The 25,369-nt window shown below is 67.6% G+C and carries 23 protein-coding genes and 1 pseudogene; 18 read left to right on the top strand and 6 right to left on the bottom strand.

The genetic code is table 11. The features are described from left to right. Positions 1-6 precede the first annotated feature (6 nt). Together ACS5PK_RS12450 and ACS5PK_RS12445 are read left to right on the top strand one after the other, a co-directional pair. Positions 7-2,385 (top strand): patatin-like phospholipase family protein, encoded by a 2,379-nt coding sequence (locus ACS5PK_RS12450; protein WP_439440559.1) that lies wholly within the window; start codon positions 7-9, stop codon positions 2,383-2,385. Between the two features lie 26 nt (positions 2,386-2,411). Further along, positions 2,412-3,227 (top strand): substrate-binding periplasmic protein, encoded by an 816-nt coding sequence (locus tag ACS5PK_RS12445; RefSeq protein ID WP_439440558.1) that lies wholly within the window; start codon positions 2,412-2,414, stop codon positions 3,225-3,227. A gap of 37 nt (positions 3,228-3,264) precedes the next feature. Here the strand turns inward: ACS5PK_RS12445 and yihA are convergent, their stop codons facing one another. After that, positions 3,265-4,050, bottom strand: coding sequence for a ribosome biogenesis GTP-binding protein YihA/YsxC (gene yihA, locus ACS5PK_RS12440; RefSeq protein ID WP_439440557.1), 786 nt, complete (start codon positions 4,048-4,050; stop codon positions 3,265-3,267). Positions 4,051-4,116: 66 nt separating this feature from the next. Here yihA and ACS5PK_RS12435 point away from each other — a divergent pair, with 66 nt between their 5' ends. The 9 genes and pseudogenes from ACS5PK_RS12435 to ttcA all read left to right on the top strand — a co-directional run bounded on the left by ACS5PK_RS12435 (position 4,117) and on the right by ttcA (position 13,357). Beyond that, positions 4,117-4,731 (top strand): c-type cytochrome, encoded by a 615-nt coding sequence (locus tag ACS5PK_RS12435; RefSeq protein WP_439440556.1) that lies wholly within the window; start codon positions 4,117-4,119, stop codon positions 4,729-4,731. A gap of 230 nt (positions 4,732-4,961) precedes the next feature. Beyond that, positions 4,962-7,016 (top strand): cytochrome c biogenesis protein ResB, encoded by a 2,055-nt coding sequence (locus ACS5PK_RS12430; RefSeq protein WP_439440580.1) that lies wholly within the window; start codon positions 4,962-4,964, stop codon positions 7,014-7,016. Next, the gene (ccsB, locus tag ACS5PK_RS12425) at positions 7,013-8,362 is read left to right on the top strand and encodes a c-type cytochrome biogenesis protein CcsB (protein ID WP_439440555.1); all 1,350 of its coding nucleotides are present in this window, start codon (positions 7,013-7,015) and stop codon (positions 8,360-8,362) included. The genes ACS5PK_RS12430 and ccsB overlap by 4 nt, the downstream gene beginning before the upstream one ends. A 77-nt stretch (positions 8,363-8,439) precedes the next feature. Next, positions 8,440-9,153: a substrate-binding periplasmic protein gene (locus ACS5PK_RS12420; protein ID WP_439440554.1), complete on the top strand. Its 714-nt coding sequence runs from the start codon at positions 8,440-8,442 to the stop codon at positions 9,151-9,153. Between the two features lie 104 nt (positions 9,154-9,257). Further along, positions 9,258-10,241, top strand: coding sequence for a protein-methionine-sulfoxide reductase catalytic subunit MsrP (msrP, locus tag ACS5PK_RS12415; RefSeq protein WP_439440553.1), 984 nt, complete (start codon positions 9,258-9,260; stop codon positions 10,239-10,241). A 9-nt stretch (positions 10,242-10,250) separates the two neighbouring features. Continuing rightward, a complete protein-coding gene (locus tag ACS5PK_RS12410; RefSeq protein ID WP_439440552.1) occupies positions 10,251-10,865 on the top strand; it encodes a sulfite oxidase heme-binding subunit YedZ in 615 nt (204 codons plus the stop codon). Between the two features lie 112 nt (positions 10,866-10,977). Continuing rightward, positions 10,978-11,634, top strand: a pseudogene (locus ACS5PK_RS12405) (NAD(P)/FAD-dependent oxidoreductase); the annotation flags it as partial. A gap of 384 nt (positions 11,635-12,018) precedes the next feature. Further along, positions 12,019-12,387 (top strand): dihydroneopterin aldolase, encoded by a 369-nt coding sequence (locus ACS5PK_RS12400; protein WP_269630547.1) that lies wholly within the window; start codon positions 12,019-12,021, stop codon positions 12,385-12,387. A gap of 49 nt (positions 12,388-12,436) precedes the next feature. Beyond that, on the top strand, positions 12,437-13,357 hold the full coding sequence (gene ttcA / locus ACS5PK_RS12395; RefSeq protein ID WP_439440579.1) for a tRNA 2-thiocytidine(32) synthetase TtcA: 921 nt from the start codon (positions 12,437-12,439) through the stop codon (positions 13,355-13,357). 87 nt (positions 13,358-13,444) lie between these two features. On the opposite strand, the gene ACS5PK_RS12390 is transcribed toward ttcA, so the two are convergent. Next, on the bottom strand, positions 13,445-13,939 hold the full coding sequence (locus ACS5PK_RS12390) for a hypothetical protein (RefSeq protein WP_439440551.1): 495 nt from the start codon (positions 13,937-13,939) through the stop codon (positions 13,445-13,447). Positions 13,940-14,168: 229 nt separating this feature from the next. Here ACS5PK_RS12390 and ACS5PK_RS12385 point away from each other — a divergent pair, with 229 nt between their 5' ends. From ACS5PK_RS12385 to ACS5PK_RS12375, 3 genes are all read left to right on the top strand, one after another. Continuing rightward, positions 14,169-14,780, top strand: coding sequence for a DUF4136 domain-containing protein (locus tag ACS5PK_RS12385; protein ID WP_439440550.1), 612 nt, complete (start codon positions 14,169-14,171; stop codon positions 14,778-14,780). 71 nt (positions 14,781-14,851) lie between these two features. Further along, positions 14,852-16,237 (top strand): bifunctional UDP-N-acetylglucosamine diphosphorylase/glucosamine-1-phosphate N-acetyltransferase GlmU, encoded by a 1,386-nt coding sequence (gene glmU / locus ACS5PK_RS12380; RefSeq protein ID WP_439440549.1) that lies wholly within the window; start codon positions 14,852-14,854, stop codon positions 16,235-16,237. A 128-nt stretch (positions 16,238-16,365) separates the two neighbouring features. Further along, positions 16,366-16,860, top strand: a complete 495-nt coding sequence (locus tag ACS5PK_RS12375; protein ID WP_439440548.1) for a hypothetical protein — start codon at positions 16,366-16,368, stop codon at positions 16,858-16,860. 443 nt (positions 16,861-17,303) lie between these two features. Here the strand turns inward: ACS5PK_RS12375 and ACS5PK_RS12370 are convergent, their stop codons facing one another. Next, positions 17,304-18,179, bottom strand: a complete 876-nt coding sequence (locus ACS5PK_RS12370) for a transposase (protein WP_439440547.1) — start codon at positions 18,177-18,179, stop codon at positions 17,304-17,306. 152 nt (positions 18,180-18,331) lie between these two features. Beyond that, the gene (locus tag ACS5PK_RS12365; protein ID WP_439440546.1) at positions 18,332-18,817 is read right to left on the bottom strand and encodes a thioredoxin family protein; all 486 of its coding nucleotides are present in this window, start codon (positions 18,815-18,817) and stop codon (positions 18,332-18,334) included. 114 nt (positions 18,818-18,931) lie between these two features. Between ACS5PK_RS12365 and ACS5PK_RS12360 the strand changes: the two genes are divergently transcribed. Further along, positions 18,932-19,840: a DUF808 domain-containing protein gene (locus ACS5PK_RS12360; protein WP_439440545.1), complete on the top strand. Its 909-nt coding sequence runs from the start codon at positions 18,932-18,934 to the stop codon at positions 19,838-19,840. Here the strand turns inward: ACS5PK_RS12360 and ACS5PK_RS12355 are convergent, their stop codons facing one another. After that, positions 19,841-20,704 (bottom strand): ion transporter, encoded by an 864-nt coding sequence (locus ACS5PK_RS12355; protein WP_439440544.1) that lies wholly within the window; start codon positions 20,702-20,704, stop codon positions 19,841-19,843. A gap of 60 nt (positions 20,705-20,764) precedes the next feature. On the opposite strand from ACS5PK_RS12355, the gene ACS5PK_RS12350 reads away from it, so the two are divergent. After that, positions 20,765-21,001 (top strand): hypothetical protein, encoded by a 237-nt coding sequence (locus ACS5PK_RS12350; RefSeq protein WP_439440543.1) that lies wholly within the window; start codon positions 20,765-20,767, stop codon positions 20,999-21,001. A gap of 20 nt (positions 21,002-21,021) precedes the next feature. Then, positions 21,022-21,633, top strand: a complete 612-nt coding sequence (locus ACS5PK_RS12345) for a UPF0149 family protein (RefSeq protein WP_439440542.1) — start codon at positions 21,022-21,024, stop codon at positions 21,631-21,633. Positions 21,634-21,712: 79 nt separating this feature from the next. Here ACS5PK_RS12345 and ACS5PK_RS12340 read toward each other — a convergent pair whose 3' ends face one another. Then, positions 21,713-24,418, bottom strand: coding sequence for a S9 family peptidase (locus ACS5PK_RS12340; protein WP_439440541.1), 2,706 nt, complete (start codon positions 24,416-24,418; stop codon positions 21,713-21,715). A gap of 259 nt (positions 24,419-24,677) precedes the next feature. Between ACS5PK_RS12340 and ACS5PK_RS12335 the strand changes: the two genes are divergently transcribed. Next, positions 24,678-24,995, top strand: a complete 318-nt coding sequence (locus ACS5PK_RS12335; RefSeq protein WP_439440540.1) for a hypothetical protein — start codon at positions 24,678-24,680, stop codon at positions 24,993-24,995. The last annotated feature ends 374 nt before the right edge of the window (positions 24,996-25,369 follow it).

Here is a 25,369-nt window from a genome sequence, read left to right as displayed (position 1 = left end):
CCTCCCATGCCGCTCCGCCGCCCCGGCACCGCCATCTCCCTGGCCCCGAGGCTGCCGCCACGCACCGTACCGTGGATGCGGGCCTTGCACCGTCTGTGCCGGCCCCTGGCCCTGCTGCTGGTCGTCGCGCTGCCGCCAGCGCAGGCCGAGTCGCTGCCCCCGCCCCGGCCGGTCGAGATGCCAGCGCCCGGCACGCTGCCCGCAGCGCCCGCCCGCCCTCGCCTGGGCCTGGTGCTCTCTGGCGGCGGCGCGCGTGGCCTGGCCCATGTGGGCGTGCTGAAGGTGCTGGAGCGAGAGCACATCCCGGTGGATGTGATCGCTGGTACTTCCATGGGCGCCATCATCGGCGGCCTCTACGCCAGCGGCATGAACGCCCGCGAGCTGGAGCGCGAGCTGCAGCAGATCGCCTGGGATCGCATGTTCGCCAGCCGCGTCGAGCGCCAGCAGCTCTCGCAGCGGCGCAAGGAGGAGGACTTCGAGTTCTCCGCCGTGCTGGAGCTGGGCCTGCGCGATGGCGAGGTGCGCGTGCCGCAGAGCACGTTGTCCAGCCGCGGCCTGGATGCCCTGTTGCGCCGCCTGACATTGCCCGTGCGCGGCGCCGATCATTTCGACCAGCTGCCCACGCCCTTCCGGGCCGTCGCCACCGACATGGAAAGCGGCGCGCAAGTGGTGGCGGAATCCGGCGACCTCGCCCAGGCCCTGCGTTCCAGCATGAGCGTGCCCGGCGTCTTCGCCCCAGTCGAGAGCGACGACGGCCGCATCCTCGGCGATGGCGGGCTGGTCAACAACCTGCCGGTGGACGTGGCCCGGCGCATGGGCGCGGAACGCGTCATCGCCATCAACGTGGGCACGCCGCTGTCCGGCCGCGACTCGCTGAACTCGCTGGTGGGCGTCACGGCCCAGATGATCAACATCCTCACCGAGCAGAACGTGCAGCGCTCGATCGCCAGCCTCTGGCAGGAGGACCTGCTAATAACGCCGAAGCTCAACGGCATGGGCTCAGGCAGCTTCGAGCGGGGCAAGGACTTCATCGCGCTGGGTGAGGCCGCCGCCGAGCAGGCCCTGCCCCAGCTGCGCGCCTTCGCCATCAGCCCCGAGGCCTACGCCGACTGGCTGCTGGCCCGCACCCACGCGCAGCCGGCCGCGCCGGTGCTCGCAGGCATCAGCTTCGCAGGCAGCGATGTGGCCAGGCCGGAGCGATTCAAGGACCAGCTGGAAACCCGCCCCGGCCAGGTCTTCGACGCCGAGCGCGCCGAGCGCGACGCACGCTTCCTGGCCTCCTCTGGCGATTTCGTGCGAGTGGACTACCACGTCGAGGAACACAGCGAGGGCAACCAGCTGGTCTTCATGATGGAAGACAAGCCCTGGGGCCCCAACTACTTCCGCGCCGGCATCGACCTCAGCACAGACTTCAACGGCGAGAGCGCCTTCAATCTGCGCATCAGCCACAACAGACACTGGCTGACACCCAATGGCACCGAGTGGCGCAACCAGTTGTCCATAGGCCAGAGCCCCCGCCTGTACACCGAGCTGTATCACCCGCTGATCCAGAAGCTGGGGACCAGCAATGACTGGTTCATCTCCAGCTGGGGCGAGATCGAGCGGCACAACCTGACCCTCTACAACGCCGAAACCGGCCAGGGCCTGGCGCGCCTGGGCCGCAAGAGCCTGAACTACGGCCTGGACATCGGCCAACCCTGGGGCCGCCTGGGCGAGGTGCGGCTGGGACTGGTGCGCGAACACTGGCGCGTGCACCCTGACCTCATCACGGTGGACCCCAGCCAGTTGGGCGAGACCGACCAGCAACGCCTCAACAAGACCTGGACAGAGACCGGCCTGCGCCTCAAGCTGGTGGTGGACCAGCTGGACTTCGCCAACTTTCCGCAGCGCGGCTACCGCACGACCTTCGAGCACACCGCCGGCACACAGACACAACCTGGTGGTCGCCGCGATGCCTTCAGCCGCACCGAGCTCCAAGGCACGCTGGTGACCAGTTGGGGCCGTCACACCCTGAACCTGCACCTGCGCGGCCTCAATGCGCATCAGCCCGAGGACTCGGCGCAGGGGCCCTACAGCCTGGGCGGCTTCCAGCAACTCTCGGGCTACCAACCCGGCCAGCTCACGGGCAACACTTTGCTCTTCGGCCGTGTGAGCTACTACCAGCGCCTGGCACAGACACCCGTGCTGACCCGCGGATTCTTCGTCGGCGGCTCGCTGGAAGCCGGCAATGCCTGGGACACGCGCCAGAACGTGAGCCTGCGCGGCCTCAAGCTGGCCGGCAGCCTCTTCATCGGTGCCGACACCGGCCTGGGTCCTCTCTACCTGGGCCTGGGCAAGGGCCGGAACACGGACATGGCTGTCTACCTCTTCATCGGCCGGCCCTGAGCAGGCGAGCGGTGCAGAATCAGGCCATGCGGACCTGCTTCCACGCCCTGCACAGCGTGCTGCTGCTCGCCCTGCTGGCCATGGCATCGGGATGGCCAGCGGCCGGCTTCGCCCAGGCTGCGCCCCCCTCCGCGCCCGCGCCACAGCCCACGGCACGCACGACCGGCAGCGAGCCTGTGCTGACGCTGGCCACCGGCACCGACGACCGCAGCAGTGACGGCCGCTTGCTGCGCCGGGTCTTCACCGAAGCCTTGCGCCGCCTGGGCTGGCGCCTGGAGGTGCTGGAGATGCCGGCCCGTCGCGCCGAGCTGGCGCTGCAGCGCGGCGAGGTCGATGGCGAGATGGTGCGCACCGCAACCTATGGCGAACTGCATCCCGAACTGCAGCGGGTGGACGCGCCGATGATGCACGCCTCCTTTGGCGTCTACGGCACGGGCACGACAGACCTTCCTCAGTCGCTCGACGAGCTGCGGCGTGCCGAGGGTGTGGTGATCTACCGGCGCGGCGTGGCGGTTTGCGAACAGCGCCTGCGCGAGGCCCTGCCCCCCGAGCGTCTGGTCGAGATCTCTGCGGCCGACAACGCGGTGCGCATGCTGGCGCGCGGCCGGGCGCGCTTCGTCTGCGACATGGACAGCACCTTCAGCCTGAGCCTGGCCCACCTGGGCGAAAGCCAGGCGCCCTCGCTGCACCGGCTCTTCGAGCTCGGTTCACCGATGCCGCTGTATCCCTATCTCCATGCCCGGCATGCGGCCCTGGCGCCTCGGCTCGTCGCCACCCTGCAGGCCATGCGCGCCGAGGGCTGGCTGACGACGACCCCGAACAAGGGGCAGGCAAGCCGCTGAAGGAAGGGAGCAGGCACCATCGGTGCCTCGGCCGTGCTCAGCGAGGGTCGCCATCTCCGTGCGCCGCACCGTGAGCGCCGGAGGGGTCCTCGGGGAGCTCATCCAGGTCAGGCATGGCCGGCACCACAGGCGCCTGGCGCACCCAGTCGTAGAGGATGTGGGCCACGTCGGCCACACCCTGCTTCTTCAGTGCAGAGAACAGGGTGATGGAGACGTCCGACTCCTCCGTGGCCAGGGCGCCCAGCACCTCCTGCGTGGCGGCCAGCGCAGCCTGCGCCTCCTTGCGGTTGAGCTTGTCGGCCTTGGTCAGCAGTACCAGCAGCTTGACCTCGCCATTGGCCACGCGCGAGGCGACGAAATCCAGCAGTTGGCGGTCCAGGTCCGTGAGGCCCAGGCGCGAGTCCACCATCAGCACCACGCCAGACAGCGAGCGGCGCACCTCGAGGTAGTCGGCCATGACCTTCTGCCAGCGCAGCTTGGCGTCGCGCGCCACGGCGGCATAGCCATAGCCGGGGAGGTCGGCGAAGAGCGCATCGGGCGCATCCTTGGGGCCGAGATGGAAGAGGTTGATGTGCTGCGTGCGGCCGGGCGTCTTGGACGCGAAGGCCAGGCGCTTCTGCTGCGCCAGGGTGTTGATGGCCGTACTCTTGCCGGCGTTGGAGCGTCCGACGAAGGCGATTTCCGGCAGTTCGCTGGGCGGGAGATGGTGAAGCTGGCTCGCCGTGGTGAGGAAGCGGGCAGTGTGGGTCCAAGCCAACACAGTCTTGTCCGAAGGGGCGGTCTCGGCCGCTTGCGGCGCTTGGCTGGGGTTATTGCTGCTCATGTTGATCCAGTGGGCTGAGATTGCCATTGTAAAATCCGCAGGTTGCGCTTACAGACCCTCTTACTCATGAAGAATGCTGCTTTCCTGTTGATGGGCCTCGTCTTCACCGCTGCCACCAGTGCATCGGAAGCTCCGGCGCCGGCCAAGCCCGATCTCGCCAAGGGCCAGGCCACGGCCCAGGTCTGCGCGGCCTGCCACACGGCCGATGGTTCGCGCGGCAGCCCCGCCAACCCGATCCTGCAAGGCCAGCACGCCGACTATCTGGTCAAGCAGCTGACCGAATTCAAGGCCGGCAAGCGCGACAACCCGGTGATGAAGGGCATGGCGTCCACCCTGTCTGAAGAAGACATGAAGAACGTCGCCGCCTTCTATGCCTCCAAGCAGGCCAAGCCCGGCTTCTCCAAGGACAAGACCCTCGTGACCCTGGGCGAGAAGATCTACCGCGGCGGCATCGCCGATCGCCAGATCCCCGCCTGCGCCGGCTGCCACAGCCCCAACGGTGCCGGCATCCCCGCCCAGTACCCCCGTCTGTCTGGCCAGCACAGCGACTACACCGAACTGCAGCTGAACGGCTTCCGTGCCGGCACCCGCGGCAACAGCCCCCAGATGGCAGCCATCGCCGCCAAGATGAACGACCGCGAGATCAAGGCCGTGGCTGACTACATCGCCGGCCTGCGCTGATCCGCAGCCGGCCCGGGCCGTAGCGCCCGAATTGATCCATGGCAAGAGGCCGGCGCTTTGGCGCCGGCCTTTTTTCTGGGTCCCCGTCTTTGCCAGCGCCTGCGACGACAATCCGGCCCATGAGCGACTCTTTCAGCGAATCCTTCAGCCCCACCACCCCCGAGGCCTCGCCGCCGGCACGCCCACAGGGTCCAGGCGCCGGCCGCGAATTCATCGAGCTGCTGTCCTCGATGCGCTTCGCCATCGCGCTGCTGACGGTGATCTGCATCGCCTCGGTGATCGGCACGGTGGTGCGGCAGCGTGAACCGCTCAACAACTACGTCAACCAGTTCGGCCCCTTCTGGTCCGAGGTCTTCGGCAAGGTGGACCTCTACACGGTCTACAGCGCTTGGTGGTTCCTGCTGATCCTGGGCTTCCTGGTGGTCTCGACCACCCTGTGCATCGCGCGCAACACGCCCAAGATCCTGACGGACCTCAAAAGCTACAAGGAGCAGGTCCGCGAGCAATCCCTGCAGGCGCACAAGCACAAAGCGCTGGGGCAGTTGCCGCTGCCGCTGGAAGCCTCGCTGCAGCAGGTCTCGCAATGGCTGGACGAAGGCGGCTGGAAGGCCCGAGCCCAGGTGCGCACCACCGGCATCATGGTCGCGGCACGCAAGGGCGCAGCCAACAAGATCGGGTACCTGGCCGCACACTCTGCCATCGTGCTGATCTGCCTGGGTGGCCTCTTCGACGGCGATCTGCTGGTCAAGGCCCTCATGTGGGCCCAGGGCAAGAGCGTCTACCAAGGCGGCGGCTTCATCAGCGAGGTGCCGGCCGAGCACCGCCTCTCCGACCGCAACCCCAGCTTCCGCGGCACGCTCACCGTCACCGAGGGCTCGCGCAACGGCACGGCCGTGCTGAGCATGACCGACGGCGTGCTGCTGCAGCCCCTGCCCTTCGATGTGGAGCTCAAGAAGTTCAAGGTCGAGTACTACAACACCGGCATGCCCAAGCTCTTCGCGAGCGATGTGCTGATCCACGACCGTGACGGCAAGACCACCGCAGCCACCATCAAGGTCAACGAGCCCCTGATCCACGACGGCGTCGCCATCTACCAGAGCGATTTCAGCGACGGCGGCTCCCTGCTGAAGCTGCGCGCCGTGCCGCTCAACGGCAGCGAGCCTTTCGCGCTGCAGGGCCGCGTGGGCAGCAACACCGAGCTGCAACAAGGTGAGCAGCGCCTGGGCATCGAGTTCAGCGGCCTGCGGGTGATCAACGTCGAGAACATGGGCGGCAATGCCGGAGCCCCCAACGCCGAGAGCGGGGCGGACGTGCGCAAGGTCGACCTGGTCGACTCGCTGCAAGGCCACCTGGGCAGCGGGGCCAAGACCCGGACCGAGAAGTCCCTGCAGAACATCGGCCCCTCCTTCAGCTACAAGCTGGTGGACGCCAGCGGCCAGCGCCGCGAGTTCAACAACTACATGGCCCCCGTACTGCTGGACGGCCAGCGCGTCTTCCTGCTGGGCATGCGCGAGTCCGTCAACGAAGGCTTCCGCTACCTGCGCGCCCCCGCCGACGAGAACGGCACCCTGGACAGCTGGCTGCGCCTGCGCCAGGCCCTGCAGAAGCCCGAGTTGCGCGATCGCGCTGCCAAGGCCTATGCCGAGGCCGCCACGCCCACCGACAAGCCCCAGATGCTGCCCCAGCTGACCGCGACCGCACGCCGTGCCCTGGGCCTCTTCGCCGGCGCCGAGATGGTGCGCCCCGAAGACAAGAAGCCCGCCAACGGCTGGGGCGGCTTGATGGCGCTCTCGCAGTTCGTGGACCGCGAGGTGCCCGAGGCCGAGCGCTCGCGCGTGTCCGAGGTGCTGTTGCGCATTCTCAACGGCAGCCTCTACGAGCTGCACAAGATCAGCCGTGAGCAGGCCCAGCTGCCGCCGCCCGTCAATGACACCGCCACTCAGGCCTTCATGACACAGGCCGTGCTGTCGCTGTCGGATGCCGTCTTCTACCCGGCTCCGGTGCTGCTGCAGCTGGAGGACTTCGAGCTGGTGCAGGCCAGCGGCTTCCAGGTCGCCCGCGCGCCGGGCAAGACCCTGGTCTACCTGGGGGCGATCCTGCTGATCATCGGCGTCTTTGCCATGCTCTACATCAAGGAGCGCCGCCTGTGGATCTGGCTCGAGGCCGCGCCCGGCCAGGGCGAGCAGACCCGCGTGCGCATGGCCCTGTCGTCCACGCGCGAGTCGCCGGACACCGCCACGGAATTCGATCGCCTCAAGTCCGAGCTGCTGAAGGACACCGCATGAACACCACCACCGCTCCTCTCATCGTCGGTCGCCGCGGCTGGCTGGCGCAGCGCTCGCCTCTGGACTGGGCCTTTGCCGCCCTCATCATGCTGGGTGGCGGCTTTGCCTTCAGCCGCTACGGCGCCTCCATGGACGGCTACGAGAAGGGCATCCTGGCCTTCGCAGTGCCTGCCCTGGTGCTGCTGGGCTGGTTCTGGCGCCCCCTGCGCCTGCTCAGCGTGCTGGTGGGCGGATTCAGCCTGCTGGCCATCGGCCTCTACCAGCGCAAGCTCGACGATTTTGGTGTCGACCTGAGCGCCGTGGACCAGGTGTTCCTGCTCAAGTACATGCTGGCGAGCCAGAGCGCCATCCTGTGGATGAGCCTGCTCTTCTTCCTCAGCACGCTGTTCTACTGGCTGGGCTTCTTCCGCCGGGGCAGCGGCACGGCCGAGCTGATCGGCTCCAAGCTGGCCTGGGGCGGTGTCTTCATGGCCCTGCTGGGCACCATGGTGCGCTGGTTCGAAAGCCACCAGATCGGGCCCGACATCGGCCACATCCCGGTCAGCAACCTCTATGAAGTCTTCGTCCTCTTTGCCTGGATGACGGCTTTGTTCTACCTCTACTACGAGGACCGCTTGCTCACCCGCGCGCTGGGGGCCTACGTGATGCTGGTGGTGAGCCTGGCCGTGAGCTTCCTGCTCTGGTACACCGTGGCCCGCGAGGCCCATGAGATCCAGCCCCTGGTGCCGGCCCTGCAGAGCTGGTGGATGAAGATCCACGTGCCGGCCAATTTCGTCGGCTACGGCACTTTCGCGCTGGCTGCCATGGTGGCCCTGGCCTACCTGCTCAAGACGGCCACACCGCGGGCCCTGCAGATCGGCCTGATCGCCATGCCCGCTGTGCTGGTGGGCCTGCTGGTGCTGGCCCGCGTCAGCATGGAGCTGCAGCCCGAGACCCTGGCCGGGCTGGACGGCTGGATCCGCAAGATGGGCGGCGTGCTGGCCTTCCTCGTGGTCTGTGTGCTGCTGCGAGAGCCCCTGACCGCCCGCCTGCCACCGCTGCAGACGCTGGATGACCTGATGTACAAGGCCATCGCCCTGGGCTTTGCCTTCTTCACCATCGCCACCATCCTGGGCGCCTTCTGGGCCGCCGAGGCCTGGGGAGGCTACTGGAGCTGGGACCCCAAGGAGACCTGGGCCCTGATCGTCTGGCTCAACTACGCCGCCTGGCTGCACATGCGCCTGATGAAGGGCTTGCGTGGAGCCGTCTCTGCCTGGTGGGCCCTGGGCGGCCTGCTTGTCACGACCTTCGCCTTCCTGGGGGTCAATATGTTCCTGAGTGGACTGCACTCCTACGGCACCCTGTGAGCCGGCGCAGCAGGCCTCTGCGGATCCTCTCGGGCCTGGCGTCCGCCCTGGCCACTTCGGCGGTTCCTGCGGACACCGTGCGCATCGCCACCGGGGAGCTTCCACCCTATGCCACGGCAGACGCCCCCGACTCCGGTACGGCGCTGCAGATCGTGCGCCGGGCCTTTGCCCTGGCCGGGCACGAGGTGCGCTACCAGTTCATGCCCTGGCAGCGCGCCCAGAACGAGACGCGGGCCGGGCTCTGGGATGCCTCGGCCTATTGGGGTGCCAACGAGGAGCGGCGTCGCGATTTCCTGCTCAGCAACAATGTGATGAGCGAGCAGTGGGTCTTCGTTCATCGCAGAGACAAGCCACTGACCTGGCGCTCGCTCACGGATCTCGAGCCCTACACCCTGGGCGTGATCAAGGGCTACACCTACACGCCGGAGTTCTGGCGCCTGGTCCGCAAGGGTGAACTCAAGACCGACGGCACGCCGGACGACCTCGCTGGACTGCGCAAGCTCTTGCTGGGCCGCCTGGATGCCCTGCCCATGGAGCGCGGCACGGCCTGCTACCTGTTGCTGAGCCATTTCAGCACGGAGGAAGCGCGGCAGATCGACTACCACCCGCGCTTGCTCACGGACAGCTTCACCACCCATGTGATCTTCCCCAAGGGCAAGGCCCGCAGTGCCCAGCTGCTGGAAGACTTCAACCGTGGCCTGAAGCAGTTGCAGGCCAGTGGCGAGTACCAGAGACTGCTGCGCGGCGTGGCCTGCCCGGCTCATTGGCAGGAGAGCGCCAGCAGGCACTGAGTGCAGGGCAAAGCCGAGTCCGCACGCGGGCATTGCGGCGCAGCGTAAGCTTTTCGCTCGTGTGACGACGAATCCTCGTCACCGATTCAACAGGACGCGCTGCCATGCATTTCCTCCCCGACCGCGGCCATGGCCGCTCGCTGCTCTCCGAAGTCACGCCCCAGGCCCTTTACGAGGGCCGGCGCGAGTGGCTGCGCCTGATGGCCTCCGGCGTGGCCGGCGCGGCCCTGGCCAGTTGGGCCTCCCGCGAAGCCCTGGCCCAGTCCGCCGACAAGGCACGGCTGGCCGCCGTGAAGAGCAGACTGCCCGGTGCGCAGGTGATGGACAAGCCCACCCGCTACGAGGACGCCACCCGCTACAACAACTTCTACGAGTTCGGCACCGACAAGGCCGAGCCCGCCCAGTTGGCGCACACGCTCAAGACCCGGCCCTGGACCGTCAGCATCGAGGGCGAGGTGGGCAAGGCCGGCCTCTACGACATCGAGGACCTGATGCGCTTCGCCCCCATGGAGGAGCGCCTCTACCGACTGCGCTGCGTCGAGGGCTGGAGCATGGTGATTCCCTGGATCGGCTATTCGCTGGGGGACCTGATCCGCAAGCTGGAACCCACGTCCAAGGCCAGGTACGTCGAGTTCGTGAGCCTTGCCGACAAGTCGCAGATGCCGGGCCTGCGCTCCGGCGTGCTGGACTGGCCCTATGTCGAAGGCCTGCGCCTCGACGAGGCCATGCATCCGCTGACCCTGCTGAGCTTCGGCATGTACGGCGAGCTGCTGCCCAGGCAGAACGGCGCGCCCGTCCGGCTTGTCGTGCCCTGGAAGTACGGCTTCAAATCCGCCAAGTCCCTGGTGCGCATTCGCTTCGTCGAGAAGCAGCCTGTCAGCTCCTGGACCAAGGCAGCGCAGCAGGAATATGGCTTCTTCTCCAACGTCAACCCGCAGGTCGACCATCCCCGCTGGAGCCAGGCCAGCGAGCGGCGCATCGGCGAGGACGGCTGGTTCAGCAAGAAGCGCCCCACGCTGATGTTCAATGGCTACGGAGATCAGGTGGCCTCGCTCTACAGCGGCATGGACCTGCGCAAGTTCTTCTGAGCGGCCGCCGTGCGACGACACTTCCTGCTGCACCCCGCCGCCAAGCCCCTGCTCTTCCTCGCCGGGCTGGGCCCGGTGGCCTGGCTGCTGCTGGCTGCCGTCCAGGACCGCCTGGGCGCCAACCCGGCGGAGGCCATGATCCGCGGCCTGGGCGACTGGAGCCTGCGCCTGCTGTGGCTGACACTGGCGATCACGCCCCTGCGCGAGGCCCTGGGCCTGCCGGCCCTGGCCCGCTTCCGGCGCATGCTGGGCCTGTTCACCGCCTTCTACGCCAGCCTGCACCTGCTGGCCTATGGCTGGCTGGACATGGGCCTGGACCTGGGGGACATCGCCCATGACATCGCCAAGAGGCCTTTCATTCTGGTGGGCTTCCTGACCTGGCTGGGCCTGCTGCCCCTGGCCGCCACGAGCTTCAACCGTGCCATCAAGGCCCTGGGTGCGGCCCGCTGGCAAGGCCTGCACCGTCTGGTCTACGGCCTGGCCCTGCTGGCCCTGCTGCACTTCGTCTGGATGCGCGCGGGCAAGCACAACTTCGCCGAGCCGGCGATCTACGGCCTGCTGCTGGCCGCCCTGCTGGGCTGGCGTCTGGCCCGGCGCTGGCGGCGCCAGGCGCTGCCAGCGTGACGTTCTAGGCCCCTGCGATCAAAGGCCTCTGCTCAAAAAATGGGCGGGGCAGCGATAATCGCGGGTTCGGCCGAAGCCAAGGCAGGCGCCTTGGCCGCGCCCGCTGCCCATCATGAGCACTCCCCTCAGCACTTCCGTCAGCACTTCCGTCAGCACTTCCGTCAGCCCCTGCGCCACCGCATCCGGCGATCGTCGCCTGGATGCCGACATCGCCATCCTCGGCGGTGGCCCGGCAGGCTGCTCGGCGGCGTCCTGGCTGGCGCAACTGGGCCTGCGCGTGACCCTGGTCGAGCGCCAGGGCCGGCTCTGCGCCTCGCTCCAGGGCCTGCAGTTCGCGCAGGACTGGGTGCTGGGCAGCCCGGGTCAGGATCTCGCCACGCTGGGGCAGCAGTACGCACGGCAGGTCGAGCAGCAGGCCGGCATCGAGGTCCTGCTTGACTGCAGCCTGCACCATGCCGACTGGCAAGCCGGCGAAGGCTGGCGCCTGCAGCTCAGCGATGGCAGCGGCCTCAGCGCCCGGACCCTGATCCTCGCGACAGGACTGCGCCCCCTGCGCCCCGAGCTCTTCTTCCCGCCGGGCCGGCCGCACGAGCGCGTTCTCGATGCCGTAGACCTGACCGCCCGCCGCGACACGCTCCCGCCAGGCCACATCCTGCTGCTGGGCGGCGGAGACAACGCGGCCGAGAACGCCCTCTACCTGCAGGCACGCGGCCATCAGGTAACGCTGTGGTCACGCTCAGACTGGCGGGCCCAGCAGATGCTGGTGGACCGCATCCAGGCCCAGCCTTGCATCGTGCAGCGCCCGCGCTGCGCCATGCCCACCGGGCTGCAGCCGGATGCCGACGGCGTCACCGTGTGCTCGCGCGAGCATGGCGAGGAGCGCTTCGACCAGGTGGCCGCGCTGCTGGGCTACGAGGCCGAGCCCTCGGCCTGGCTGCTCATCGGCGACGCCCTGCAGCGGGCCGGCATCACCGCGCCCTCGCATCCCTTCCGCGACGAGCCCCGCTTCGCGTCCCTGGGCCTCTTCATCGCCGGTGACGCCAGCGGCCGCCAGCATCCCTGCGTACAGACCGCCCTGGGTGACGGCGTGGTGGCCGCCAAGGCCGCCGAGAGCTTTCTGCGTCCGCTGAAGGAAGGTCAGCCCACGCTGGCCCTGCGCCGCAACAACCGCCAGATCATCCACCTGCAAGGCCTGCGCTTCGGCGCCAACCTGGGCGTGCTGGACTTCGAACGCGAGGGGCCCCAGCCCATTCAGGTCGATGCTGAGGTGAACCTGGGCGCACAGATGATCGTCTCACGCGATGCCGACATCGGCCACGTGCTGGACTACCGCCGCGTGCGCCAGATCATCATCGACGAATGCACGGCCGAGCACACGGACCTGCTGGAGGCCCTGCTGGGCAAGCTGTGCACGCGGCTGATGAAGCTGGCAGGTGTGGTGGGCGTGCGCATCAAGGTGACCAAGCTTGAGATTTTTGAGGACTGCCAGGTGGCCATCAGCGCCGAATGTGGGCAGTGGTGAATGAGCGCGCAGCGCGAGAGTTGACGAGGCAGATATGACGAACGAAACGATGGAACTCGACAGCACGGCCGGCGCTGATGCCGCCACCCTGGCTGCCGAGAAAAAGCACGCCCACGAGATGAACAAGCTCTCCAAGCGCCTGCACCGCCTGGTGGGCCAGGCCATCGGCGACTTCAACATGATCGAGGACGGCGACAAGGTCATGGTCTGCCTGTCCGGCGGCAAGGACAGCTACGCCCTGCTGGACATCCTGATCAACCTGAAGCAGCGCGCGCCGATCAAGTTCGACATCGTCGCCGTCAACCTCGACCAGAAGCAGCCCGGCTTCCCGGCGGACGTGCTGCCCACCTACCTCAGCAGCATCGGCGTGGACTTCCACATCGAGACCCAAGACACGTACTCCATCGTCAAGAAGCTGGTGCCCGAGGGCAAGACGACCTGCTCGCTGTGCTCGCGCCTGCGCCGCGGCATCCTCTACCGCGTGGCCAAGGAGCTGGGCGCCACCAAGATCGCCCTGGGCCATCACCGGGACGACATCGTCACCACGCTGATGCTCAACATGTTCTTCGGCAGCCGCATGAAGGGCATGCCGCCCAAGCTGGTCAGCGACGATGGCCAGAACGTGGTGATCCGCCCCCTGGCCTATGTGCGCGAGAGCGACCTGGTCACCTGGGCCGAGCACCGCCAGTTCCCCATCATTCCCTGCAACCTCTGCGGCAGCCAGGAGAACCTGCAGCGCGCCACGGTCAAGGCCATGCTGCAGGACTGGGACAGGAAGTTCCCGGGCCGCGTCGACAACATGTTCACGGCCATGGGCAATATCGTGACCTCGCACATGATGGACCGGAACCTCTACCCCTTCCAGACCATCAAGGCCACTGGCGTGCCTGACGCCAACGGCGACATCGCCTTCGACGAAGACGAGAGCTGCGCCGAGCCCAAGCCGGCGACCATCAGCATCGTGCGATAAGTGCGGCCGCCTCGGCGGCTCAGGCAAGAAAAACGGGCCCCGCGGGGCCCGTTTGCCATGCAGGCCCGCCAGGCGGGCCGCCGGGACTCACTCGCTCAGCGGCGAGGTCCAGGCGATGTCGTAGTGGTTCAGCGCCAGGATCTTGGTCTCGACTTCCAGGAAGCGATTGGCCTCTTCCTGGCCGATGGCCTTGACCATCTTGGGGTGGTACTTGCGCAGCAGCTTCAGCTCAGCCTCGGCCAGGGCCAGGGAGTCCTTGGACGCCTGTTTGGCCTGTGCGCCAGTCAGCTTGTCGCCTTGGTTCACCGACTCCACGACCATGCGGGTGCGCTGGCGGGCCAGCTCGCCAGCTTCCTTGGCATAGGCCTCGTAGACGACGCTGAACTTGGCGGTCTGGGCTGCGTCCAGCTTCAGGTTGTGCAGCACCACGGCCTTGCGGTCCGTGCGCAGCTTCTCGCGGACGGCCTGGACGCGCCCGACATCCGGGCCGGGCGTCGGTTCGGCCGCCAGGGTGGGCAGGCTCAGGCTCAGGGCCAGGCCCAGCAGGGGCAGCGTACGCAGCAGGGGCTTGCGGACCAACATCAGAACTCTCCTCAACTCAAAACAGAAAAACCCGAGCGAGTGTTTCAGTGGAAACGCTCATCGTCAACATGGTTTTCCTCAGCACGGGCGGTGGGCGGCGAGGCCCGCAGCGGCACCATCGTCGGGCGACCGCCGCTCCCCTTCACCAAGCTTTGCAAACTGGGCAGACCAAGTCCTGTCACGCTCCCTAGAATGAAGCCATTCGGCCTGAGCCGAGAGAGGAGCCACCATGGACCGCCGCCACTGGATGTTGGGATTCACCGCCAGCGCCTTGCTGGGCCTGAGCGCCTGCAGCAGCACGTATGTCGTCAGCGCGGACGTCAGCAGCTTCGGCCACTGGCCTGAGAGCCGCAAGCCTGCAAGCTACGCATTCGATCGCCTGCCTTCGCAACAGCAGGAAGGCGAGCGCCAGGCTGCCTTGGAGCGCGCGGCCGCAGCCGCCCTGGCCAAGGCCGGCTTCAGGCCTGCTCCCGACGCCAAGAGCGCCGACGTGCTGGTCTCCATCGGCATGAGCGTGAACGCCAATGACCGCGCGCCCTGGGACGATCCGCTCTGGTGGCGCTGGCACGGCAGCTATGGCGGCTGGCGTTACGGCCACTATTGGCGCGGCGGCCTGGGCCCCATGTGGACTGAGCCCCGCTACGAGCGCGGCGTGGCCCTGCTGCTGCGGGATCGCAGCAGCGGCGAACCGCTTTACGAGGCGCGTGCCAGCAATGAAGGCATGACCATGGGTGATGCCCGTCTGCCAGGCGCCCTCTTCGACGCCGCGATGAGCGACTTCCCCAAGGCGGAGCCCAAGCCCCACCGGGTGGGCGTGCAGGTCAGCCGCGAGGCCCCCTGAACCCGGGCCGGGGCGACCGGCGCCGACGGCCATAATCGCGGCTTCTTTCCAAGACGCCTCGCGATTTCGACATGGCACTGAACATCGTCATCATGGCTGCCGGCAAGGGCACCCGCATGAAGTCGGCCCTGCCCAAGGTGCTGCACAAGCTGGCCGGCCGCTCCCTGCTCCAGCATGTGCTGGACTGCACCGAGCCGCTGGCCGCCGGCCAGCGCATCGTCATCACCGGCCATGGCGCCGGCCAGGTGGAAGCGGCCGTCGCCGCCAGCGGTGCTGCCTTCGTGCGCCAGGAGCCGCAACTGGGCACCGGCCATGCCATCCAGCAGACGGTGCCCGTGCTGCCTGAGAGCGGCACCACGCTGATCCTCAACGGTGACGTGCCCCTGATCCGCACCGAGACCGCACGCCGTCTGGCCGAGGCCTGCGACGGCCGCGCCCTGGTGCTGCTGACCATAGACCTGGCCGATCCCACCGGCTACGGCCGCATCGTGCGCGCGGGCGGCCAGCCCGACGGCGCCGTGCAGGCCATCGTCGAGCACAAGGACGCCAGCCCCGAGCAGCGCCTCATCCGCGAGGGCTACACCGGCATGATGGCGGCTCCTACAGCCTTGTTGAAGCGATGGGTCATGGCCCTGTCCAACAACAATGCCCAGGGTGAGTACTACCTGACCGACATCGTCGCCATGGCCGTGGCGGAAGGCGTGCCGGTGCTGGGCGTCAAGGCGCCCAACGAGACCGAGGTCCTGGGTGTCAACAGTCCGCTGCAATTGGCCGACCTGGAGCGCCGCTACCAGCGCCAACAGGCTGAAGCCCTGATGGAAGCCGGCGTACGCCTGGCCGATCCCGCCCGCTTCGATGTACGCGGCACGCTGCGTTGCGGCCAGGACGTTGAGATTGACGTCAACTGCGTCTTCGAGGGCCTGGTGACGCTAGGCGATGGCGTGCGCGTCGGTGCCAACTGCGTGATCCGCAATGCCAGCATCGCAGCCGGCGCCCGCATCCATGAGTTCACCCACATCGACGGCGAGGGCGCTGGCGTCAGCGTCGGCGAAGGCGCGCTGATCGGCCCCTTCGCCCGCCTGCGGCCCGGTGCGCAGCTGGGTGCCGAGGTGCACATTGGCAACTTCGTCGAGGTCAAGAACTCCACCCTGGCACGCGGTGCCAAGGCCAACCACCTGGCCTATCTGGGCGACGCCACCGTCGGCGAGCGGGTCAACTACGGCGCTGGCGCCATCACGGCCAACTACGACGGCGCCAACAAGCACCGCACCGAGATCGGCAATGACGTGCATGTGGGGTCCAACTGCGTGCTGGTCGCCCCGGTCAAGCTGGGTGCCGGAGCCACCATCGGTGGGGGGTCGACCATCACCAAGGACGTGGCCGAAGGCGAGCTGAGCGTGGCGCGCGGCAAACAGGTGAGTATCAGCGGCTGGCAGAGGCCTGTGAAAAAGCGCTGATCAGGCAACACTTTGCGTGACAAACTTCATCCTCCTGCCTAGGATGGCGCCATGGCCCCCTCTTCAGGGGGCGCCAAACGCGCCGAGCCTGCCTACGATTGCCAGCAGGTGGAAGAAAGCAGTACCCCATGGCACACACGCATCTTGAGCCTTTGATGACCGATCCGCAGCTGGGCGATGCCGATGGCCTGGCCGAGGCGGAGCGCAAGCAGTTGCTCGCTGGACTGGATCCCCTGCTGGACGCCCAAGCCGAAGCCCTGGCGGACGAGCAGGCGCGAGCCGAGGCGCTAGAGCGCATGGCGCTCTACCATGCCCGCTGCGACGACGCCGCCAAGGCCTGCTGGTACCTCTGCCGCAGCCTGGGATTGGCCCGACAGGAGCCCGGCGAACCCAATCTGGACCTGCTCTTCGACCTGCTGGGCGCCCTGGCCGATCTGCCGGCCGAAGTGGCGGCTGCTCCACAAGCTGAAGCTGTGGGCGATGCCGACGGCATGGGCGTGTTCGAGCTCTGCAACCAGCTTGCCGCCGCCCGCGAACTGACCCAGGAAGCCTGGGAAGAGGCCGAGGCACAGGCCGTCGTCAGCGCAACGTGCCCGACGGGCGCCGCTCACGCCCTGCACTGAACGCACCTCTCCAGAAAAAGGCACCGTGACCCGGTGCCTTTTTTTTCATCAATTCAGCATTTCCCCTTGCCGTTCAATCACTTGGCGGCACTACCGCCAGCTTTTGCACGGACTTGTCCACAGCGACAGGGGACAGTCCCTGGAGCGGGGGCAGGGTTTCCTGAGATCGCGGTGACGGCACCACGGAGCGGCTCCTGCGTTGCGCTTGGCAACGCTGCACTCGCTTGCTTGGGGACCGTCGTGTTGCGAAGCTGTAGTGTGCCCAGCCGATGAGATGGCAGTCCCACCTTCAATGGCAACGCCCATTGGCGAGGCTCAGCAGCGCCATTCGCGAGCCGCATCCGGCGCCATCATCCACCTGCGGCCGTCCGCAGCATCCCGAGGCTGGCGAGTGGTACCCGCATGCAAGAGCGGGCGATCCAGCCCGCCATGCGACACGGCCCTCAATGCTGATGCCGCTGGCGTTCGTGCCCGGCGATCAGGCGGCTGACCCGCGACACTGACAAGCCCAGCTCCTTAGCCAACCCCGTCATGGACAGACCGCCCTCGGTGTGGGCCCGGTACAGCGCCTCTTCGCGGCTGCCAGCTTCATGCAGCCAGTCGCGCCAAGGTCTGGCCTTGAGCGAGCCGCCGACCTTGGCCGACCTGCGCACCATGCCCGCCGTACCCGTGAGCTGACCCTTCAGGCGCTCGACGAAGGCGGCATCGCCCAGGTAGATCTGCTGGCGCAGATGCCGCCACAGGTCCAGGCCGCTGGCCTCAGCGACCAGTTTCTCATAGCGCTGGGCCGCCTTGCGGCGATCCGCAGCGCCCTGCAGGGGGCGTCCCATCACATAGGCATGCAGGCCCTGCACGTCCAGCCAATCGGGCGCCTCGACCTGCCCCACATGGGCCGCATAGCTGGACCAGGGCCACTGCGCGGGCGCGGCGGCCAGGCCGCGCCGCACACCGCCCAGCTCGACAAAGCGGCAGGCATCCAGCAGGAGGTTTTCACGGTCTACCAGCACCGCCTTGAAGCGGCCCTGGAACAGATGGCCCACCGTGCCATGCCGCCGGTGGCTGCCCTGTGTGTAGACGCCATTGATGTGCCGCATCAGGCGCGAGAGATTGGCCTGGCGGGTGAAAAGCAGAAGCTCGTAGGAATCGGGCTCCAGGCAGTAGGCCAGCACCTGGGCGTCGAAGCGCTCCATGGCCTGCGCGATCACCGCGAGCAGGGCTCGGCGGTCAGCGTCATCGTGGAACACCACCGCGCCCGCCTCAGCCTTGGAGCTGAGGTGGTAGACGGCGCCCGCAAATTCGATCCGCAGTGGTCTGGCCATGCTGCAACTTAGGCCAGCAGCCCGCAAAACGCAAGTGCCTGGCAAGGCCTGACCCCCATGGAAAGGGGACGCTTCCCGGGAAGCACTCTCTCAGCCATGGGGCCAGGTGTTGCGTCCCCACCAAGAAGCGGGACAAGCCGGCCCCGGAAAGCTCAGTGCTTGAGCCCGTCGAGCACCTTCAGCACGGCATCGTCGCCCATGTTGCGGGCGTCTGCCAGCTCGCCGCCGCTGGTGGCGCTGAGCACCTGACCATCGCGGCCCAGCACGGCCACCGCGGGGATGCCCTTCTTCAGCGGCACGCCCATCTGGGCAGCCAGGTCCGTGTTCTTGTCGAAGCGACCGACGTTGACCTTGAGCACCACGAAGCGCTTGGCCACAGGGCCGGCCAGGGTGCCACCGGAGAACTTGCGGTCCAGCGCCATGCAGTCCCCGCACCAGTTGGCGCCGAAGACCACCAGCACATTGCGCTGCTGGGCGTTGGCCTGGGCCAGCGCCTGGTTGAGATCGGCACGGGCATCGGCCTGCTCGTTGTAGACCTGGGGCTTGCCAGGCGCCTCGTCGGCGTGTGCCGGGACCAGGGCGGCGGCCAGGCCCAGGGCCAGCGCCGTGCTGCGGAAGAAGGTGGCGAGGGTGTTCATGGGGCGCAGTGTGCCGCAAGTCATTGACCCATGCCGGAATGCATGCGCAGGGGGCACTGACGGGATCCTGATGCGAGATCAGGTACAAAGCGGGGTTTCAACTCCGCGCCCATCATGGCCTCGACCCTGCTTGCCCTTCTTGACGACATCGCCACCCTGCTGGACGACGTCGCCCTCCTCTCCAAGGCTGCCGCCCAGAAGACCACGGGGGTGCTGGGGGACGACCTGGCGCTCAATGCCCAGCAGGTCAGCGGCATCCGCGCCGAACGCGAACTGCCGGTGGTGTGGGCCGTGGCCAAAGGTTCGCTGCGCAACAAGGCCATCCTGGTGCCCGCCGCGCTGGCCATCAGCGCCTTCGCGCCCTGGGCCGTCCTGCCTCTGCTGATGCTGGGCGGTGCCTACCTGTGCTTCGAGGGCGTCGAGAAGCTGGTGCACAAGTTCCTGCACAAGGCCGAGGATGAGGCCGAGCATGCGCAGCAGGTCCAGGCCCTGAGCGACCCGGCCGTGGACCTGGTCGCCTTCGAGCAGGACAAGATCAAGGGGGCGATCCGCACCGACTTCATCCTCTCGGCCGAGATCATCGTCATCACCCTGGGCCTGGTCGCCGGCTCTTCGCTGACCACGCAGGTCCTGGTGCTCAGCGGCATCGCAGTGCTGATGACGGTGGGCGTCTACGGCCTCGTGGGGGCCATCGTGAAGCTGGACGACCTGGGCCTCTTCCTCAGCCGCAAGGCCGAGCCCTGGAAGCAGACGATGGGCGGCCTGCTGCTGGCTGCCGCGCCGCGCCTGATGAAGGCCCTGGCCGTGGTGGGCACCGCCGCCATGTTCATGGTGGGCGGCGGCATCCTGGTGCACGGTCTGCCGCCAGTGCACCATGCCATTGAGCACCTTGCGCAGTCCATGGCCGCGTTGCCGGCGCTGCCCTGGCTGATCGCCACCCTGGGCGAGGTGCTGGTGGGCATCGGCTGCGGTGCACTGGTGCTGGCGGTGGTCGAAGGCACGGCCAGGCTGCGCCGCCGCTGATCAGATCGCGTCGCGCTGATAGGGCGGCAGGCGCGCGCCGCAGTCGCGGCAGAAGCGCGCCTCGGCCAAGTGCCCCTCGCTGAGGCACTGCGGGCAGCTGCGGGTGGTAGGTGTGCCACTGCGGCGCTGGGCCGTCATCTCGGCCGTCACGATGCCGGTGGGCACAGCCAGCACACCCCAGCCCAGCAGCATCATGGCCGAGGCGATCAGGCGCCCCAAGTCCGTCTTGGGCGTGATGTCGCCAAAGCCCACCGTGGTCATGGTGGTCACCGCCCAGTACATGGCGGTGGGAATGTTGACAAAGCCGTTGGCAGGCCCCTCCACCACATACATCACCGTGCCCATGATCAGCACGGCCATGATCACCACCGAAAGAAAGACCAGGATCTTGCGTGCGCTGGCCTGCAGCGCACTGCCCAGACTGCGGAACTCGTGAAGATAGGCGCTGAGCTTGAAGACCCGGAAGATGCGCAGCAGGCGCAGCACCCTCACATCCACCAAGGCGTAGGCCTCGGGCAGAAAGAGCGCCAGATAGGTGGGCAGCACGGCCAGCAGATCGACGATGCCGTAGAAGCTGCGCACATAGCGCCAGGGCTGGGGCACGCAGGCCACGCGCAGCAGGTACTCGACGGTGAAGAGCGCGGTGAAGACGTACTCTGCCACCTCGAAGGCGCCGCCAAAGCGCAGCCGCCATGCCGCCACGCTCTCGGCGATCACCAAGGCCACGCTCAGTAGCACGGCCACGACCAGCGCCACGTCAAAGGCCTTGCCGGCGTGCGTGTCCGCCTCGAAGATGATGGTGTAGCAGCGGGCCCGCCAGCCGCCCGGGGCAGCCGCGCCATGGGGCGGGTCGTGTTGCGTCATTTCGCTAGCCTAGCAGCCGCCGCGTCCTGCGGCGGCCCTTCGAGGAGGGAGAATCGCAGGATGAAGACACACACCATCGAAGTCCAGAAGTTCAAGGCCGCCGGCAACGCCCATGGCCTGATCATGCTCAAGATGGACGCATTGGTTGCGCCCAAGGCCAATGTCGAGGGCATCGAGCCCAGTTCCATCCTGAGCATGACCGAGGCCAACGCCCGCGTGCTGATGTCGCTGCTGAAGGCGCAGATTGCCGAGCTGGACACCAAGAAACCCAAGAGCCGGCACGGCCGCCACGGCTGAGACCTGACTGAAGACACCCCATGGAATATCCCAGCTACAACCCATCCTCCGACTACCTGCCGCTCGGCGACGACGAGCTGTCGGCCCTTGACGACATGCTCAGCAAGCTGCCCAGCGACGCCGCGATGAACATCGAAGCGCTGGATGGCTACCTGACCGGCCTGCTGCTGAGCCCGCAGCCCCTGGCCGCCCAGCCGGGTGCCGCCTGGCTGCCCGAGGTCTGGGGCGGCGATGAAGCCGATGGCATCGCCCCCTTCGTCAGCGGCAAGCAGAAGAAGCGCGTGATGATGCTGGTGCTGCGCCACGTGCGCGCGCTGGACGAACTGCTGCGCCACAAGCCCGACAAGTGGGAGCCCATCTTCAGCGTGGCCGAGGACGGCGACAACGACCTGGTCGACGCCGAGGACTGGTGCATAGGCTTCATGCTGGCCGTGGACCTGGCCGCCGACGACTGGGCCACCCGCTTCGAGGACGAGACCCAGGGCGCCCTGCTCTCCCCCATTGCCCTGCTGGGCGGGAACGAGAGCCAGCAGGACCCGCAAGACCTGGCACAGCTGGCCAATCCCCAGCTCAAGGACGCCCTCAGCCGCGAGATCCCTGATGCCGTGCTGGCACTGGCCGGACACGGCTGATCCTTTGGCTGATCCTTTGGCTGATGCATGAAAACAGGGCGACCCGCGGGTCGCCCTGTTTTCATGGAGGCCCCGCCGCTTACTGCGGGCGCCCCAGGTGCTGAAGCCAGAAGGCCTCGTACTTGCGATGCCAGCCGGCGGTCTTCACCACGCCACCCATGCCGTGCTCACCGTCCGGATCCAGGAAGAGCTCCACCAGCGACTCCTTGCCCGAGTCCAGCAAGGCCCGGTAGACGTTGACCGTGTCCTGATAGAGCACGTTCGGGTCCATCATGCCGTGCACCAGCATCAGCGGCTTGCGCAGGCCTCGGGCCATGGGCAGCAGCGAGTACTTGCGCAGCACAGGCTTGCTGCGGTCCACCTTGCCGATGGTGCGGCCGCTGTACCAGCTGTTGTAGTTCTCCCATTCCGTGGGGCCGGCCCCGGCGATGCCGGCGGCGAACACATCGGGCTGGGTGTACATCGTGTACTGCGTCTGGAAGCCGCCGAAGCTCCAGCCGTTGAGGCCGATGCGCTGGCCGTCCACGCCGAAGTGGGCCTTCATGTGGGCCACCAGGTCCAGCAGGTCCTCGGTCTGGGGCTGGCCCACCTGCTCCCAGTTGGCATCGGCAAAGCGGCGGCCGTAGTTGGAATGGCCGCGGGTGTCGATGGACACGGTCACGTAGCCGTGCCTGGCCGCCATGTACATGCCGAACATGTAGCCGGTGGGCTGGAAGCTGTCGGTCTCGATGGTGTGGCGGTCGTTCAGCGGGCCGCCGTAGACGTAGACCACAGCCGGGCGGCGGTCGCTGGCCTGCCAGCCCTTGGGCTTGAAGACATAGGCATTGAGCACGTCGCCATGGCGGTTCTTGAAGCTGAAGCGCTCGGGGCGCAGCACGTGCACGGCGTCAAAGGCCGGGTCGTTGCTCTGCGTCAGCACCTTAGGCGCCTTGGGCTCACCCAGCCCCGCCATCAGCTTGAGCTCGGGGCGCTGCGACCAATGCCCGGCGTTGGCGGCCAGCCAGCGGCCGTCGTCGGAGACCACGGCATTGCGGTGGTAGTCGGGCGACTGGCCCAGGGCCTGCATGCGACCGCTGGCCAGGTCCACGCGCCAGAGGTTCATGGCGGCGAGGTCGTCCTTGTTGCTGGCAACGAACATCTGCTTGCTGTCCGGCGTGAAGCCCAGCACGCGGTGCGCCTCGAACTCGCCCTGCACGAGGCGCTTGAGCTGCCTGCTGGCGAGCTCATAGGCATAGGGCTGGCGCCAGTCGTGGTCGGCCAGGATCAGGACCAGGGTCTTGCCGTCGGGCGTGAAGTCCGGGGCCATGACGTTGACCAGCTCGTGGTGCACGCCGCCGCGGCGCTCCAGGATCATCTCGGGCTTGGCGTTCTCGTCGGCCTTGCCCAGATAGACGCGCAGCAGCTCCTTCTCACGCTCGAAGGTTACGAAGGCGTAGTGGCTGCCATCACGGGCCCAGGCCACGGGGCTCATCTCGAACCAGACGTCGCCCCCCTTGTTCGTGAATACCGGCTTGGGCTGGGCCGTGGGCGCGGCACCTTCGGCCGCGACCTTGCGGATGTACAGCGCCAGCGGCTGTTCCATGCGCTTGTCGTCCGAGACCTCGCGATCGACCTTCTTGGCGGTGGCGAAGCGGGTGTTGTAGTCCATGATCTCGACCATGCGGCCGGGCTTGGGCGCGGGGCCCTTGCCGTCGGCAGCGCTCAGCGGCGCCTGGGCCAGAAGGGACATCCAGCGGCCGTTCTCACTCAGCCGGGTATCGCTGATGCGGTACTTGCGCTCGGCGTCGTCGTCATGGATCAGCTCGCGGTTGAGCACCTGCACGCCGGCCGTGTTGAAGCGGCTGCGCAGCACGCGGGTCTCGTCCTGGTAGATGAAACCCTGGTCATCAGGGGTGTAGGCCACCATGCGCAGCGAGCGCTGGGTGCCCAGCAGGGGCTGGACCTTGCCGTCCGTGGCTTGCCATCGGAACAGGCTGCCGCGGTACTGGAAGATCAGCTCCTCGCCACGGTTGGCCCAGACCACCTGGCTCACGCCGGGGTAGAGGTCGCCAGGCTTGAGCTTGTTCTTGGCTTCCTTCTTCTTCAGCTCGTCGCGCAGCTCCCAGAGTTCCTTTTCCTTGTCCTTTTCCTTGTCCTTCTCCGCAGACTTGCCGACAGCACTGGCTGCCGAAGCGGCGGGCACGGCAGCCTCAGCGACAGGCTTGCCGCTGCGCTTGGCGAGCAGAGCCTCGGCGGCCTTCTTCTCGGCCTCTGCCTCGGCCTTCTCGGCGGCCTTCTCGGCCTCGTCCCTGGCCTTCTTCTCGGCCAGTTCCTTCTTCAGCCGCTCCAGGGCCTGGGCCTCGAACTGGCCCAGGTCTACGTTCTCGCCGCGCAGATAGGCCTGCTGCAGTTCCTCGCGCTGCTGGCGCTCGTTCCATTCGGTCTGGCGCTGCTGAGCCTTGCGGGCGAAGCGGGCCAGGTCCTCCGGGGCCTCGAAGGCGGCCATGGCGGCCGGCGAGGTCACACGCACGGTCTTGCCAGTCTGGGTGTCGTGGATGTAGAGGTCGGTGCCCGGCTCGCCGAATGGGTTCCACAGATAGGCCAGGTAGCGGCCGCTGTGGCTGAACTGGAGCTCGCGCGCCGATTCACCGCGGTAGGGCTGGGCGCGGAACAGGCGCTCCAGGCTCAGGGAGGGAGCGGCCACGGTCGGGGTGGCGGGGGCGGCCTGCGTCTGCAGGCTGGTCGCAGCGGCACTGAGGGCCAGTGCGATGGCACAGGCGACCGAGGCGGGTTTCCAGGCTTTCAAGGGGATCTCCTCAACGCCTCCGGGTTCTGGAGGCGGCGGGATTCTAGGAAGACCCGCCGGGCTTGCGTGGCAGCAGGTGCCGCCCATGCGCTGGACGGCGGAATCGGGTCCCCCAAGCGCGGTGCGGAAGGTATCCCAAGGCCCGGGCATGCCTGGACATGCCCGGGAATGCGTGGAAATTCGGGTTTTGTTCGAAACCACGATGACAGGGGCTGCGCTACCATCAGCCTACCGATGCGCCCGGGTTCAGCCCTTGCGCATGGCAACCCGGGGGCCCATCGTGGCTGTCACGCTCCAGAAAATCATCGCTGCGTTCGGACTGCTCTGCGTGCTGTGGATGGCAGCGCACATGATGCTCGGCGCCCGCCAGCGGCAGGCCCTGGAACGCTGGCCGCGCGCCAGTTGGCGTTGGCTGCAGCGCTACCTGCTGTGGCGCTTCAACACCCGCGAGCGCCGCCGCATGGCCCGCGAGGAAGCCCTGGGCGCCATCCAGCGCGCCAAGCGGGCGGCCAATGACGACGGTCTCTGGGAAGGCAACGTCTACCGGCCCAAGAAGTTCGAGAAGCCGAAGAAGTAACCCCCCCCTACCGGCTTCGCCGGCCCCCCCAGGGGGGCGGCGCCGGCTGACCGGCGGAGCCGGATCAGCGGCACCCGCTGGGGCGCAATGCGCTGGCGCGCAATCGCGGTCGAATGCACAGTTCATCGAGGCAGGTTCAGCCCTTGGTGACGGAGCCGGATCAGCGGCACCCGCTGGGGCGCAATGCGCTGGCGCGCAATCGCGGTCGAATGCACAGTTCATCGAGGCAGGTTCAGCCCTTGGTGACGGAGCCGGATCAGTGGCACCCGCTGGGGCGCGATGCGCTGGTGCGCAATCGCGGTCGAATGCACAGTTCATCGAGGCAGGTTCAGCCCTTGGTGACGGAGCCGGATCAGCGGCACCCGCTGGGGCGC

The sequence above is a fragment of the Roseateles sp. DB2 genome (genome assembly GCF_051857535.1).
In the GTDB taxonomy this organism is placed as follows: domain Bacteria; phylum Pseudomonadota; class Gammaproteobacteria; order Burkholderiales; family Burkholderiaceae_C; genus Roseateles_B.
This window is presented reverse-complemented; position numbering and strand designations above follow the sequence as displayed.

Coding starts and splice junctions, on each gene's coding strand:
- ACS5PK_RS12350 (WP_439440543.1), top strand. CDS start 20,765: ATGAAGACACACACCATCGAAGTCCAGAAGTTCAAGGCCGCCGGCAAC.
- ACS5PK_RS12430 (WP_439440580.1), top strand. CDS start 4,962: ATGCGCTTCGCCATCGCGCTGCTGACGGTGATCTGCATCGCCTCGGTG.
- yihA (WP_439440557.1), bottom strand. CDS start 4,050: ATGAGCAGCAATAACCCCAGCCAAGCGCCGCAAGCGGCCGAGACCGCC.
- ACS5PK_RS12390 (WP_439440551.1), bottom strand. CDS start 13,939: ATGTTGGTCCGCAAGCCCCTGCTGCGTACGCTGCCCCTGCTGGGCCTG.
- ACS5PK_RS12450 (WP_439440559.1), top strand. CDS start 7: ATGCCGCTCCGCCGCCCCGGCACCGCCATCTCCCTGGCCCCGAGGCTG.
- msrP (WP_439440553.1), top strand. CDS start 9,258: ATGCATTTCCTCCCCGACCGCGGCCATGGCCGCTCGCTGCTCTCCGAA.
- ACS5PK_RS12360 (WP_439440545.1), top strand. CDS start 18,932: ATGGCCTCGACCCTGCTTGCCCTTCTTGACGACATCGCCACCCTGCTG.
- glmU (WP_439440549.1), top strand. CDS start 14,852: ATGGCACTGAACATCGTCATCATGGCTGCCGGCAAGGGCACCCGCATG.
- ACS5PK_RS12335 (WP_439440540.1), top strand. CDS start 24,678: ATGGCAACCCGGGGGCCCATCGTGGCTGTCACGCTCCAGAAAATCATC.
- ACS5PK_RS12435 (WP_439440556.1), top strand. CDS start 4,117: ATGAAGAATGCTGCTTTCCTGTTGATGGGCCTCGTCTTCACCGCTGCC.
- ACS5PK_RS12365 (WP_439440546.1), bottom strand. CDS start 18,817: ATGAACACCCTCGCCACCTTCTTCCGCAGCACGGCGCTGGCCCTGGGC.
- ACS5PK_RS12370 (WP_439440547.1), bottom strand. CDS start 18,179: ATGGCCAGACCACTGCGGATCGAATTTGCGGGCGCCGTCTACCACCTC.
- ACS5PK_RS12345 (WP_439440542.1), top strand. CDS start 21,022: ATGGAATATCCCAGCTACAACCCATCCTCCGACTACCTGCCGCTCGGC.
- ccsB (WP_439440555.1), top strand. CDS start 7,013: ATGAACACCACCACCGCTCCTCTCATCGTCGGTCGCCGCGGCTGGCTG.
- ACS5PK_RS12445 (WP_439440558.1), top strand. CDS start 2,412: ATGCGGACCTGCTTCCACGCCCTGCACAGCGTGCTGCTGCTCGCCCTG.
- ACS5PK_RS12375 (WP_439440548.1), top strand. CDS start 16,366: ATGGCACACACGCATCTTGAGCCTTTGATGACCGATCCGCAGCTGGGC.
- ACS5PK_RS12385 (WP_439440550.1), top strand. CDS start 14,169: ATGGACCGCCGCCACTGGATGTTGGGATTCACCGCCAGCGCCTTGCTG.
- ACS5PK_RS12355 (WP_439440544.1), bottom strand. CDS start 20,704: ATGACGCAACACGACCCGCCCCATGGCGCGGCTGCCCCGGGCGGCTGG.
- ttcA (WP_439440579.1), top strand. CDS start 12,437: ATGGAACTCGACAGCACGGCCGGCGCTGATGCCGCCACCCTGGCTGCC.